The following is a 13,701-nucleotide window of genomic DNA, read 5'->3' as shown; positions in this document are numbered from 1 at the left end:
AATTGATTTACACAGGTTACTTCACAGTCAGGACTACTTAATGCTCAATGGGATCAACGCTTCACTACAGATGCCACAGGTTCCAGGTTTCTTACTTGGATGGGCTGCAAGTTGCCTTCGATTTGAGCACGGTATGGCTCAAACCATTCGGGCAGCATGAGTTTCTGTCCAAGCGACTCCGCAGGCTCATCTTTCGCGAATCCAGGAGGATCGGTAGCAATTTCGAACAGGATTCCGCCTGCTTCTCTGAAATAGATTGCGTTAAAATATTGACGGTCCCGAACCGGGGTTGGTTGATAGCCATACTGTTGCACAGCTTCTCTCCACTGTTCATGCTCTGCAAAATCTTTGGCACGCCACGCAATATGATGGACCGTACCTGCTCCACCCATACCCAGAGGCATCCGAGTGACAGGAACATCAACGACATTACCGATATCACCGTTGGACCGGAAACGTACATATTCCTCGTCCTCATTCACTTTGGTGAATCCCAGTATTTTAGCCAGCGCATCCATCGTTCTCTGCGGATTGACGCTGAACAGTACTGCACCTCCAAATCCTTTGATGGCTTTATCCGCTGGAATGCCTTCATGCACCCAGGTGCTGGCTGCACCCTCCTCACGTTCAACAAGCTCAAGACGCAAGCCTTCGCTGTCTTCGAATTGCAGCAGCTCTTCGTTAAAACGATTTGTTTTGGTTACCTCAATGTTATACTGCTCCAGCCGATCCTGCCAGAAGCCAATAGTCCCAGGCGGAATCACATATGAGGTAATACCAACCTGGCCGCCACCAATTTTACCTCGCGGTGATCCCGCTGATGGAAAGAATGTAATGATGGTGCCCGGACTGCCGTTCTCATCCCCAAAGTACAGATGGTACACGTCTGGTGCATCGAAGTTGATCGTTTTTTTCACAAGACGAAGTCCCAGAACTCCAGCATAAAAGTCGACATTAGTCTGCGGATCGCCCGCGAAAGCTGTAATATGGTGAATACCTGCTGTTTGAATTGTCATTATCATTTCCTCCTTGGTTTAACGAACATTTTGAATGGGAATGGTTATTTGATGATAATCTTATAGGCGCTTTATTTATATTTATGGTCTTTTATATTATCTTTAAATTAAGATATTAGATCGAACTGAGTTAGTTATTACTTTGTTGGGCCTGTTTCTGTTTCAGTTTATCCGGAGTAACGTCGTCGCCGTTCGGATCATAGATGGTTGCATTCAGCAGAATATCATTGATCGAACCACGAAAGGTTTGCAGATATTCCTGACGCAGACGAGTTTGTTCCACTTTCTCCATCTCCGTTAATCCTGCACCTTTGGCTTTTCTTGAAAGTTCATTAATTCTGGTCAATGTTGGGATCATCATCTGGATCTCTCCTCCTAAAGTGAATTTAAGATATTTGTAATCGGTTAGTCATAGATGTATTTTATATTCAAATTAAATATCTTAATTTAAAGATAAATGATTTGCGATGAATTGTCAACCGTTTTATCCCATTTAAAATAGAATGGAAAAAAGGGCCTACTCCGCAGTATGCACCTTGCACCTTTGAGTAAGCCCTTCTTATATTCAGATGTATTAACCCAACTTCTGACCACAGTTTGGACAGAAATTGGCCCCTTCATTCTTTGCGCCACAGTTCGGACAGAAGTTCGGCTTTTTGTTATCCCCGGACGAAGATGGTGCACCTGCATCGCTGTTTTGATTTGCCGTAGACTTTTGATCCGAATTCTGATTCTGAGATGGGTTAGCATTATTGTTTTGATTCTGATTCATGTTCTTCATCATTTCATTCGCCATGTTCATGCCCATCATCATGCCCGCCATATCCGAAGCAGCGCCGCCGCCCTTAACTTTACCGGATGAGATGCCGTCAGTCATGCTAACCTGCTGATACTTTTGCAAATTACCGATCATTTCATGTGAAGCCGTCTTCGTAATCATATCCTGGATTTCCTGCGGATAATTGAAGCTCATCACTTGGAAGCCTGTGATTCCGATCCCGATATCCATCATTTGCATATCCAGATCTTCCTGAATGCCTTTCGCAATATCTGAAGCATTCGCCTGTAGGTTGAACATGTCCTTGCCCTCACGACTAATCCACTTCATCAACAGCTGATCCAACACAGACGTAATTCGAATTTTGACATCCTCGACCAGATAACTTTGCTTAATACCCGCGATTTTATCGATCAGTGTGACATAGTCGCTCACTTTAAAATTAAACGTACCATTCGCACGAATCGGCATCCCGCCTGGAAGTTGAGGAGTCGGAATCAATACCGGACTTTGCGTACCCCACCGAACCGTAAACTCCTTCGTATTTACAAACAGCACTTCGACTCGCATGCCACTGTTAAATCCGAACTTGAATCCTTTTAAAGTAGACAGGAACGGAATAATTTCGGAATCGATATTAAACGATCCTTCGTCCTCGAAAATCCCTTCCACCTTACCGTTATTCAGGAAGATCGCATCCTGACCCGAACGGATAATCAGTTTACTTCCTTTCTTGATCTCACGGTTACTCCACTTCCAGAAAATCATATCATCTCTGAACTCTTCCCATTCCACCACATTCGAAAATTGATTTTTGAAAAATCCCATACTTGTTCCCATCCCTTCTATAGTAAGCATTTTGCAGCATCGTGATATAATCTAAATTGTTGTTTTTCCGCTAGAAAGATCCTCTACTACCACTGTGCGAATGACCGCCTCGGCTAGTACCTCCGCCTCCGCCGCCTCCGCCACCATTATTGTTGTTCTTCTCAATTTTGCGTTTGGTTACGGTAGTACGAATATACCGATCCTGACGATCGATTACGCTTGAAGTACTTGAATCCTCGTAGGTCGCTCGGTTCACTGTCACACGTCCGCCAGAACGGTAAGTCATAATCCCAACAACAACGCCTCCAATCACTACAGATACTCCTAATTGAAACCAGCCGTTAAATAAAATATTGTTCGGATTCACACCGGGTTCATACCCCATATATTCGTAGGAAAGTTTAATATACTTCTCAAAAGCGAGCTTGTAATCCCCATTCGATAATTCTGGGGTAATCTTGCTTCGTATTGATTGCAGCCGACCATTGTCCAAATAATCTTCGGCTTTATAGAATCCTGCTAAATATACTTCCCGATTATTCATGTCCATCGTCAGAATGACCGCGTTCCCGTGTGCTTTATCGTAACCAAGAGCATGCTCATCATAGAAATCCTCGGTAAGCAGCTGTACATCCTGATTCTCCGTATTATTCGTTGTCAGAATAACAAAGTCCGTCTGCCTTTCGGCTCCATACTCATTCGCCAGTGCATTCAGTTCACTTTTCTCCTGCTCATTCAACAGATTAGCTTCATCGTATATCAGGTTTTTGCTGTCGGCTGCCGATGCCACTGACATTGGAATCAATGGAGAAACGAGAGTAATCACTAATAAAATGAGCGTCGCCATCCATGCCAGATGTTTTCTTTTGCTCACAGGAATCCACCTCCCATCATCCAGGAGACCAGTTTCAATGACAACAAAGAAACGGCTGAAATTCCTGCGAACCATCCGGCAACTTTAGCTTTACTAATGGGCGGTTTTCCCACCACTTTACCTGTCTGACCATTCATGGCGAAAGTATACTGCGAACGGTTGTAGTCATAGTAAACCATCCATACCGGGAGCAGCACATAGTCTGCATTTTTTAACGTGGTATCAATCTGTTTGTCCGTGTAGCTGACACTGTTATAGCCTGAAACCGTTGAAGCAATATAAGAATCGATATAAGAGCTCGTTTTTTCCTTGGCACGCGGGTATAGTTCCTCATCGGTATAACTATATTTTTCCGCAATATACCCGGCGAGATACGGGGTTTTGAAAAGCTTTAACTGGTTATACGGAAAAGGTTCCAGCTTATCCATCAGTTCATCTTTCATTTTTTCCGAAGCATCAATGGGCAGATTCACATAATTAAGCCGGATTCTCCGGTAAATATCGAAATGCTGCGTTTCCGTGTAATGGTAGTCACCCTGCGTGTAAGTCCTGATTTTTGTGCCACGGCCATGAACTTCGATTTTGTTATGTAACTCATATAACCAGAAAGGCACGTATATCCCGGTAATGCTCTTGACCCGGTCAGCCGTCATGAATCCGCTAGGTGTCAGCAAGCCGTTTCTGCACCACTTTTTGAACGCCTGCTTGGCCTCATCCTTACTGATTGAAAAGGGAATGACCATGGCCGGTGCCAGATCTCCCGTCAGTCGATCACTCAGAACAACGGCAGCTCCACAGAAGCTGCATGTCGTTGCACTTGTCTCCGGCTCAGTCACAATATCCGCGCCGCAGCTGTTACAGTGATACTCCTTGACCTCATTCTCCGTGAACACTTGTTTCTTCAGCGGATCGGGGAGCTGTTCGATATTATCCTGTCGTCCGCAGCTGGGGCAGGATAATGCTCCAGTTGCACTATCAAAAAGCATTCCACTGCCGCAGTTGGGACACTTGTATTCGATTACCGGCATTTGCTCACCTCAATGTTTAACGAAATGTATGACACTATATATATGTCTTTATTTATCTTCCAATTTCTTCTGTATTGCTGCAAGCTCTTCCTCTGGACTCGGCGTCACCTGTGCATTATTACCCGCTTTGGCATTCATTTGTTGCTCCAACTGTGCAATTAACACATCCAGATCATCTTCGTGTGCCCCAGCACGCAGTTCAGCCAAAGCCTCAGCTTCGTTAAGCGCCTGATTCGCTTTGTCTTCCATAGCCTTGAAAGCAGCGTTCGCATTGGAAGCCGAGGCGTTCCGTTCATTGGCCTGTTGTTGCGCTTGGGCAGCCGCCATCCTGCCCTTCAGCTCCGCATGCCGTGATTCCAATTGCCCCATATCCGCAACCAGCTTCTCATGCATATGCTTCATCATTTTGGCTTTGGCAGAAGCCCGGTCATAGGCAGCTTGTAATTCATTCCGTTTCTCAGCCTGCTCTGCCTTCTTTTCGAGAAAACCCCGTGCTTTGTCTTCATCACCAGACTCCGCGGATTTCTCTGCATATCGCTGTAATTTCTTAAGCTCTGCGTTGCATTCGTCCAAAGCCCTCTTCGCCCTGCTCTCATCCGAGAGAACCGCAGCCGTCTCTGCCTTTACCTGACCCAGATCACTGCTCAAGCTCCGCATGTATTCATTGACGGTCTTCTCCGGATCTTGCGCCCGAGCCAGCATATGGTTAACATTCGCTTTCATCACGTCCCTAAACCTCGATAAGATTCCCACAACAAGTTCCTCCTTCGAATAGTTTACATTTACCCTATAATACATGAAATTTGTAAGGTACGTTTCACTTTTAACGATTGTCAGTTTAAGTCATTATCATTAAAAGTAGAGCAATAAAAGAAAAGGCGAGCACTTATGGCGCCGCCTTATTAACTAAACCTCTTTCGATATCATTGTATTCCTTTTCGCGTCATTCACAGTTCTTCTATAAATTCGATACTTTCTTCTGCAATTAGATCAGGATCAGCATCATGTACGTAGTGACCGTTATGTAATAACAGATAGCGCCCATTCTTCACAGTCTCAACATAATTCACTAAGTAATTTTGCCAGTTCTCGACAGGTAATTCCTCTCCATTAGATATAAAAAAATACATGGGTACATCCGGAATACCTCGTTCTAAAACTTGGGCTGCATTATTTTTAATCATTTTAACTTCTTCATTCATGTTCAGTGTTTGTGTTTTCTTATAAAATAATGCTTTATAGACTGCCTCCTCTTGGGAGGACAACCGCTTCTCTTCAATTGCGGCGGACGAATTAACGATGGCTGGGAAAAAGCGAGTTATTCCGACACGAGCCCCCAGGCCTGTAAGGCTCATCATACCTGCTGAAGGTAGAGGATACTCTTCATAAACTTCTGGAATAGCAGGATCAAGACCAATGATAGCCTCAACTTCGTTTGGATACATTTGTGCCCAATATAGTGCTTCTATACCCGACATAGAATGCGGAAACAACACATAGGGCGGTATCTCTCCCGCTAACGTGAGAGCTGTTCTGGTTTCTTCCAACATCGTATCGATATCACGTGAGACCTTTGCCGTTTCACTGAATCCGTAGCCTGCCTTCTCAACAACAGCAATCTTGTATTGATCCGACAATCTGGAATAGAGCGCCTTGAAATCCAACACAGGCGAAGAGGTCCCCCCACCTGACATAAAGACCAATGTACGTTCTCCGGAACCTTCCGTATAGACATGCATTTGGTGATTGTTAACATCAACCATTACACCTGGAGGTGATAGTATAGCCGATTCTTTCTTTGTTTCAATTGTATGATTCGTGAAACTAATCGCTATGAACAAAAGTAGGATACCCAATAAAACCGAGGCACCATAACCCATTCGTTTAAGTACAATTTTCATTACATTCCCCCCAACATTCTGTTCCATTTCCAATTATTATAGCATGTGTTCATAGTTGTATACTTACTAGGATTTGACAGGAAAGCTCTCTACCGCTGTGAAGAAGACATCCAGCAGATCAACGTCAAAATTAGTATGAACGTATTCGGCAATCTGCGCCAGTTGTTCTTCCCGCTAATATCCCGGACACAGACTGCTTTTCGCCGCTTCCGTAAACCTGAAAATCGGCATTAATTCCTCAAATATATAGAAAGTTCGTTGTAACCGCTATTAAGTCATGAATACTGCGCGGCATAGCTTTTGACCTTCCGTTAATTGCATATCCATTAACTTGGTGCTTGTCGAATCACTTGACGTTTGTCCAATAGCTTGAAGCTAGTCCAATCAGACAGCGTTTATTCATACAAAAAAGGGGTTGTCCCCGTCACAGTGGACAACCCTTTTCAACAACGCCAAGTCAACATCCTCATGCCATCCTTGGCTTTTTATCTCCTTCTTAGCCCTTGATCGCGCCCGCGATCATGCTCTTCTGCACCTGTTTGTTCAGAAGTAAATAAATAATAAGGGTTGGCAAAGTGGTTATCATGAGTCCCGCTCCGATAATCCCCCACTGCGTAATGTACGTCCCCACCATGGACATCATACCCACCGTGAGCGTCTGATACGCCTCATTATTAATAAACGTGACTGCAAACATCAACTCGTTCCAGCAGGCGAGAAAGGTAAAGATGGCAACCGTAGACACCGCAGGACGAACAAGTGGCATAATAATGGAGAAAAATGTTTTGTATACTCCACAGCCATCGATAACCGCTGCTTCTTCCAGTTCGCGGGGAACCCCCTTAAAAAAGCTGCCCAAAATAAACACAGCCATCGGAATGCCAAACGCAACATAAGGAATGATGAGCGACCAATACGTATTCAGTAATCCTACATTTTTCAATATAATAAACAAAGGCAGCAACGTCGCATGGATGGGAACCATAATACCCAGAAGGATCAGGGTCATCGTGAGCCCGCTCCATTTCCAGTTCATCCTCGTAATCGCGTATCCCGTCATAGAGGCGAGAATTAATACAAGAATAATGGAGATGATCGTCACCAACACGCTGTTAAAAAAATAACTCAACACATGTCCGTCCGATAACGCCCGGCTGTAGTTGCTCCACAGAAATGTTTTGGGAAAAGCTGCAACATCACCGCTGAATATCTCGCTATTATCTTTGAGGGAGAAGAAAGCAAGCCAGACGAGTGGATACATCTGGATGACGGCCACGATCATCAAAAACAGATGCAACAGGATTTTTCCCCACGGTTTTGGTTTCGGGGACGACAGTACCACTTCAACCGTACTCAGTGTTCTCACCCCCTACTCGGTCTTAAACCATTTATTGATAATTACAGTGCAGATCAGACATTCCAGAATGATAAAGACAGATATTGCACTTCCATAGCCATACCTGTACATTCCAAAAATCGTCGTATACATCAACGTGCTTGGCACTTCGGTCGTAAACAGCGGCCCCCCGCCCGTCAGTACATAGATCAGATCGAACACTTTAAAGGCCCCAATGACCGAAAAAATAAGACATACTTTGAGTATGGGCCTCATCAGCGGAATCGTAATCGAACATGCGGTTCGCAGGCGGGAAGCACCATCCATTTTGGCCGCCTCCACAATATCCTGCGAAATGGACTTCGCGCCTGCGTACATCAGCAGCATGTGATAACCGACATACTGCCACAGAGTTGGCACAAAGGAGGCTGTAAGGGCCGTGTCCTTCTGTCCAAGCCAGTCCTGGGCCAGATGAGACAGCCCTATACTCTCCAGCAAAGCATTCAGAAGTCCATAGTCGGCGTTATAGATTTTGGACCATAACTGTGCAATGACAACGGTTGAGATCAGAACAGGTATAAAGTAGACCGTACGATAAAACCCTTCTCCCTTTACATTTGAAGCCAGTACAAGCGCTAACACCAGCGAGATCGGCAGCTGGATGAACACCGATGCCCCCGCGAACAGCAGCGAATTTTTAATCGAATTCAATACTCGTGGGTCTTTAAACATTTCAACATAATTATCCAGTCCGACAAACACACCTTTGCCAATGCCGTTCCAATCCAGCAGACTATAATAACCGGAGACAAAAATCGGAATGAGTACAATACCGCAGAAGAGTATAAGTGTTGGCAAAACAAATATCGCAATCGTCGTTTTATTGGAAAATACCGCGTTCATGATCATCCTCCTCTCCAAGTTGCAGTCAGGGTGCAGCCCTGACTGCAATCTTGTTTTGGGTTTCCATGGATTAGAGACTTAATTCCGTTGGTTTCAGCTGTGCCATCTGTTCGCAGAATTCTTCGGGAGTCACATCTCCCGCCAATAGCTGTGCAATCAGGTTTTTATGCGCCTCTGCCGATTCCGCGGGTAAAATGTTGTCCCACCAGGCAATGAATGAAGTCGCCGTTTTCATGATTTCCGCACTGGATTGATCGAGCGCGGATAATCCCGATGTATCCAGATCGTCCGTGTTCCAGCTAGGGAGCCCTGCCCCTGCCAGATAGCCTTGCGTACCCAGCTGCTCACTCAAATACTGGAGAAACTCAACCGCTTCTTGGGGATGCTCGGTGTTTTTGCTAATGTAGAAGCCATCCACCGCTCCACCGAAAATCTCTGTACTCGTTCCTTTTCCATCTTCAAATACAGGAAAAGGAATGACCTGAACGTTGCCCTTGGTTGCCGAGGATGGATCTTCAATACCCGCATTGACCCAGTTGGCCTGGAACATCATTGCTCCATTACCTGCATTGAACGCACCTAACATTTCATCATAACCCATGCTGAACATGCTGCTGTTAAATGCCCCGACTTTGGCCAGTTCCTGCATCTTCGCAGCCGCCGCAATAAAATCCGGCGAATTCCATTTTGCAGGGTCCTTGAACGCTTCAATGACCGCTTCATTCCCTGCCTGCCGCATCGCAATGATGTCATACCAGTACATGCCTGGCCAGCGATCCTTTTCGCCCATGAGAGCCGGGGTGATACCGGCAGCTTTCAATTTTTCTATTGCATCAAGCAGTTCCGTATAGGTTGTCGGCAGCTTGGCTCCCGCCTGCTCGAACAGCTTCGTATTCACATAAAGATTAGCAATATGGGTGTACACCGGAAGGGTGTAGATTTTCCCGTCCTTTTCAATCGCCTCTGCCATGCCTGGAGCCATTCTTTTTTTGAGATCATCAGTAATGTACTTGGTTATTTCCAACACATTCCCGGATTGGATATAAGGCTCCATAAAACTTCCTCCACCCATACCATAAAACAGATCAGGCGCCTCGCCCGCGGCAATGGATGTCTTGATTTTCGTTTTATATTGTTCCCCGGTTGTGCCTGTCCGTACAATCTGGATGTCGGGATGTTCGTTGTTCCATTTCTCGATGATTTGCGGCAATAATTTGGCCGACGGGTCAGTATTGCCTACGGACTGATCCCACAGCTTCAAGGTTACGCTTCCACTTCCACCTGAGCCTGTCCCCTCCGTTGACCCGGATGAACATGCGGCCAAGCTGCCTGCAATACCCAACGCCATTACCATAGCCAGCGTTTTTTTTAATAGCGCTTTCATCTTGTGACCTCCCTAATCGTTTTGTTCTACTCGTATTATTTTAGGGAACCCTCTCCGGTATCACCATTTAGAAAACGCACAATCGCTTTTAAAATTCCAACATCTTTCAGATTATGATTTGCGTTGTCTGTATTCATTCATGGATCTGCCCACGCTTTTTTTGAATAAAACACTGAAATATTGCGGGTCCGTGATGCCAACCTGCTCCCCAATCTCATACCCCTTCAATTGAGTCTGCTTCAACAGTAGCTCTGCCCTTTTCATGCGCAAATTCGTAAGGTACTCCACAAAGGTTTTCCCTGTCTCCTTCTTCATCAACCTTCCCAAATGACCCGGACTGACAAAGAAGGCCTCGGCGGTACTCGCCAGACCTACATCAGGATCACTCATCCGATCTTCCAGATACTCTTTTACCTGACTAATCAGGTTGTCTTCCTTGATCTGGTTTTTGGAATGCACCATTTCGGTAACATCTCGGATGTAACGTTCCAACAATATATATAATTCCGGGAGATGATCCGCAGTAAGAATGGAAACCAGTGTTTCTTTGTTAAGGACCTGCTCATTTTCCATCTGCTGTTCCATGACTGCTCGCTGACATTCGGTAATTACGTCCATTGCCGCGAGGCGGAACTGTGACACACTTGAAAAGGACACGTTAAAAATATGATTCAGCATTTCAACAGCACGCTCAACAGAACCGACACTGATGTAAAATTGCAATTGCTGAAGAAGGTCGGCGTTGGATCGATAGGCCTGTTCCCTGTTCTCCACGATATCCTCGAAGAAGACAACCTGATTTTTACCGACAAAGGCTTGGTAATGCAAAGCGCGACAGGCTTCCTGATATGCCTCTGGTCCCTCTGCTGCACGGCCGTGTTTGCGTCCGATACCCATGCTCACAGAGCAGGGATATGCTCTGGTTAGAAGGGGGATGAGCACTTCGCCATGCTTAATTAAATCAACAACTGAATTCAAGGCGATGAGCACAATCCGGTTGAGCGTGTCCGTCAAACGAATAACGCTTGGTTCTCCCTCATAAAATGCGTCTAGCTCGTTTCTGCATTTCATGCTCAGCAAAATCAGTTGCTCCTCCGACTCCTTGGCCGACGCCGTGGAAATTTCGATAACCGCTATCTGGATTTCATTAACCTCCAGAAGCATCGGAATACTGAAATATACCGCTTTCTCCAGGATTTCAGCCTGCGTCATGATAGCGCCATTCAACCATTGCAGCATAAATTTTTCCCTGAGATATGGAAAATTACGTTCCAAATCTGCTCTGAGTCTTCGGGTTTCCTGTTCACGCGCCCGCTCCTCTTCGAACATGATTCTGAGCTTATCCGTCACTGTAAGAAGTTCCGCAGCACGAATAGGTTTCAATATAAAATCCACAATGCCAATCTGGATGCTCTTGCGTGCATATTCAAACTCATCATGCCCTGTGACCACCACGATTTTAATAGCCGGGTACTTCTTCAGAATCACTCGGCTTAATTCAATTCCATCCATGTTAGGCATATAAATATCCGTAAAAATGATATCCGGCTTCTGCTTGTCCACTAAAACAAGGGCCTCTTGTGCATTGGAGGCTTCACCCGCGATCCTCATCCCTTGCTTCTCCCAGTCGATACGCATACGAAGCAAGTTCCGTATAAGATATTCATCGTCCACGATTAATACGTTCAATGGTTCCATGATGCATCTGCTCCCCTCGGTATTTTTATCATGATCGTCGTTCCTTTCCCAGGTTCACTATGTATTGTTATGCAGTCTTGTATGCCATAAAACATTCGCAGTCGTTCCATCGTTCCCCACAGGCCAAAGCTTCTGATCTCGCCTTTTCGTTCCGTATGGAGAATCTGGACCATCTCATCATCCGACATGCCCACCCCATCATCGGAGATAGTCAGGCTTACCCCGTCTTTTGTTTTGCTCGCGTTGATCCAGATCGTTCCCTTCGTGCCTTTTGGGCGAATACCGTGGTAGAGTGAATTTTCAGCCAATGGCTGCAGCACCAGCTTAGGAATAGGCAGCAGCGAACAGTCCTCATCCACCCGGAATTCAATATCAAAGGTGTCCTGATAACGCGTACTCTGAATCTTCATGTAGTTTCGAACAATCTCGACTTCTTCTCCAATCGTAATTACTTCACGACCTTTGCTGACACTCATGCGATAATATGTACCCAGCGCTTCCAAAAGTTCGCATACCTGATGATTGCGACCGGACAGAGCCAGCGAAGTGATGGAATCCAGCGTGTTATATAAGAAATGCGGTTTGATCTGAGCCTGGAGTGTATTCAGCTCAGCTCTGCGGATAGTGTTCTGCTCTTCCATGATGCGCTTCAGCATTTGGTCAATTTGTTCAATCATCTGGTTGTAGCCCATGAATAGCTGTTTGAATTCATAACTATTCAGTTCCACATTCACTTTCCTGAAATTGCCGCTCGGTGCTTTGTTCATGGAACGTAGAAGCTTATGAATAGGTTTGATGATACTGTTTGAAATGATGAACGAGCTAACAAAAAAGACTGTTCCATTAATAATTAACAGAAGCAGCGCGAGTAACACCAGTGACTTATTTCGGGTATCCACCCTGTCATATGGATTCATACTGATGAACTTCCAATGCTCCTGCCCATCCGATCTGTACGAGACCGCATATTTCTGTGATCCGTTACTCAGCGTAAGCGATCCTGAGCTTCTCTGCTTGAAATGTTGCTCCAGTTCATCTTGGTGCGCAGCAAGAATCTCCTGAAAAGTGGTATTGCTTGGGTCCACGGTGGAATTATCGACAATGATCTGATTATGCTCATCCAGAATAGCGATCTGAAACGAATCCTGGGTGATCAGATTGGCGTATGCTTGGGCAAACGATTGCCCTTTAATATTCATAACCAACACCCCGAGTGGGGAAGTATCGTCGAGATCCCGAATCATTCGAATAAAGGAGACAAACTGTTCATCCTCCGGATCTGCAGGTACAGCATCGCTGGCATGGTGTATCAGCATATATTTTCCCTTATTGCTCAAGGCCTGCTTATACCACAACGCTTCCTCAACGTTCGCTTCCAGAAATGTAGGCAATTCCTCTGTCCCAACGGTGAATCGATGCCCTGAATTATCATAAATATGTACCGAATCAATCATTGGAACCGCTTGCATAAGATTGTACAAATATGTACTAACCTTGGCCTGGGTTTGCAGGTTGGCATATACGTCCCCTTGCCTTAGCAGGTCCTGCAAGTTATGATCCGAGAAAATCATTTTGGAATAGTTGTTTACATTCTCAATGATCAGCTCCACATTTGTTTGGATGGATGTAATGGTTTGCAACGACGTTTCATTAATCTTCTTCTGGGCCGAGTTCGAAGATAGTTGGCTGAGTACCATATAACTGAATGCAACTGTGAGCAATATGATTACAAAATAAGCAAATGGTATTTTAAAAGCTAGTTTCTTCGGCTTGTTGTGAATAAATGATCGCAATTCATCAATCCACTTTATGATCATTGTCGTCCCCCGCTCTATATGATCTGTATTGTGCTGACCCTATGTTTCATTATAGCCGTAGCCCTGTTTATCTCAATGGACGAAATAAAAACCAGCCTGCCCCATGTGGCCGGCAAGAGACTGACACGAACCAGGGAT

General features: G+C 45.2%; 12 protein-coding genes. All 12 read right to left on the bottom strand.

Going from position 1 to position 13,701, the window contains the following annotated elements; genetic code table 11:
* Window positions 1-53 precede the first annotated feature (53 nt).
* The 12 genes from P5G61_RS27935 to P5G61_RS27880 all read right to left on the bottom strand — a co-directional run bounded on the left by P5G61_RS27935 (window position 54) and on the right by P5G61_RS27880 (window position 13,563).
* Complete coding sequence (locus P5G61_RS27935; protein WP_301249509.1) at window positions 54-1,016, bottom strand: ring-cleaving dioxygenase; 963 nt, start codon at window positions 1,014-1,016, stop codon at window positions 54-56.
* A 130-nt stretch (window positions 1,017-1,146) separates the two neighbouring features.
* Window positions 1,147-1,374, bottom strand: a complete 228-nt coding sequence (locus P5G61_RS27930) for a DUF896 domain-containing protein (protein ID WP_301249565.1) — start codon at window positions 1,372-1,374, stop codon at window positions 1,147-1,149.
* 216 nt (window positions 1,375-1,590) lie between these two features.
* Entirely contained in the window at window positions 1,591-2,622 is a 1,032-nt protein-coding gene (locus P5G61_RS27925; RefSeq protein ID WP_024629472.1) for an SPFH domain-containing protein, read from the bottom strand.
* A gap of 70 nt (window positions 2,623-2,692) precedes the next feature.
* Window positions 2,693-3,469 carry a TPM domain-containing protein gene (locus tag P5G61_RS27920; protein ID WP_301249564.1) on the bottom strand — a complete coding sequence of 259 codons (777 nt, stop codon included), beginning with the start codon at window positions 3,467-3,469 and terminating at the stop codon, window positions 2,693-2,695.
* 23 nt (window positions 3,470-3,492) lie between these two features.
* Window positions 3,493-4,524, bottom strand: a complete 1,032-nt coding sequence (locus tag P5G61_RS27915; protein WP_301249508.1) for a TFIIB-type zinc ribbon-containing protein — start codon at window positions 4,522-4,524, stop codon at window positions 3,493-3,495.
* A 48-nt stretch (window positions 4,525-4,572) separates the two neighbouring features.
* Window positions 4,573-5,277, bottom strand: coding sequence for a PspA/IM30 family protein (locus tag P5G61_RS27910; protein ID WP_301249507.1), 705 nt, complete (start codon window positions 5,275-5,277; stop codon window positions 4,573-4,575).
* A gap of 194 nt (window positions 5,278-5,471) precedes the next feature.
* The gene (locus P5G61_RS27905; protein WP_301249506.1) at window positions 5,472-6,425 is read right to left on the bottom strand and encodes an alpha/beta fold hydrolase; all 954 of its coding nucleotides are present in this window, start codon (window positions 6,423-6,425) and stop codon (window positions 5,472-5,474) included.
* 496 nt (window positions 6,426-6,921) lie between these two features.
* Entirely contained in the window at window positions 6,922-7,791 is an 870-nt protein-coding gene (locus tag P5G61_RS27900) for a carbohydrate ABC transporter permease (RefSeq protein WP_301249505.1), read from the bottom strand.
* 3 nt (window positions 7,792-7,794) lie between these two features.
* The gene (locus P5G61_RS27895) at window positions 7,795-8,664 is read right to left on the bottom strand and encodes a carbohydrate ABC transporter permease (protein WP_079344910.1); all 870 of its coding nucleotides are present in this window, start codon (window positions 8,662-8,664) and stop codon (window positions 7,795-7,797) included.
* A 70-nt stretch (window positions 8,665-8,734) separates the two neighbouring features.
* Window positions 8,735-10,048, bottom strand: a complete 1,314-nt coding sequence (locus P5G61_RS27890) for an extracellular solute-binding protein (protein WP_301249503.1) — start codon at window positions 10,046-10,048, stop codon at window positions 8,735-8,737.
* 111 nt (window positions 10,049-10,159) lie between these two features.
* Window positions 10,160-11,746 (bottom strand): response regulator, encoded by a 1,587-nt coding sequence (locus P5G61_RS27885; protein WP_301249502.1) that lies wholly within the window; start codon window positions 11,744-11,746, stop codon window positions 10,160-10,162.
* Window positions 11,734-13,563, bottom strand: a complete 1,830-nt coding sequence (locus tag P5G61_RS27880; protein WP_301249501.1) for a cache domain-containing sensor histidine kinase — start codon at window positions 13,561-13,563, stop codon at window positions 11,734-11,736. The genes P5G61_RS27885 and P5G61_RS27880 overlap by 13 nt, the downstream gene beginning before the upstream one ends.
* Between the last annotated feature and the right edge of the window lie 138 nt (window positions 13,564-13,701).

This window comes from Paenibacillus vandeheii (assembly GCF_030433635.1).
GTDB classification, from domain to species: Bacteria; Bacillota; Bacilli; order Paenibacillales; family Paenibacillaceae; genus Paenibacillus; species Paenibacillus vandeheii.
This window is presented reverse-complemented; position numbering and strand designations above follow the sequence as displayed.

Coding starts and splice junctions, on each gene's coding strand:
- P5G61_RS27880 (WP_301249501.1), bottom strand. CDS start 13,563: ATGATCATAAAGTGGATTGATGAATTGCGATCATTTATTCACAACAAG.
- P5G61_RS27925 (WP_024629472.1), bottom strand. CDS start 2,622: ATGGGATTTTTCAAAAATCAATTTTCGAATGTGGTGGAATGGGAAGAG.
- P5G61_RS27890 (WP_301249503.1), bottom strand. CDS start 10,048: ATGAAAGCGCTATTAAAAAAAACGCTGGCTATGGTAATGGCGTTGGGT.
- P5G61_RS27905 (WP_301249506.1), bottom strand. CDS start 6,425: ATGAAAATTGTACTTAAACGAATGGGTTATGGTGCCTCGGTTTTATTG.
- P5G61_RS27930 (WP_301249565.1), bottom strand. CDS start 1,374: ATGATCCCAACATTGACCAGAATTAATGAACTTTCAAGAAAAGCCAAA.
- P5G61_RS27885 (WP_301249502.1), bottom strand. CDS start 11,746: ATGGAACCATTGAACGTATTAATCGTGGACGATGAATATCTTATACGG.
- P5G61_RS27915 (WP_301249508.1), bottom strand. CDS start 4,524: ATGCCGGTAATCGAATACAAGTGTCCCAACTGCGGCAGTGGAATGCTT.
- P5G61_RS27935 (WP_301249509.1), bottom strand. CDS start 1,016: ATGACAATTCAAACAGCAGGTATTCACCATATTACAGCTTTCGCGGGC.
- P5G61_RS27895 (WP_079344910.1), bottom strand. CDS start 8,664: ATGAACGCGGTATTTTCCAATAAAACGACGATTGCGATATTTGTTTTG.
- P5G61_RS27920 (WP_301249564.1), bottom strand. CDS start 3,469: ATGGCGACGCTCATTTTATTAGTGATTACTCTCGTTTCTCCATTGATT.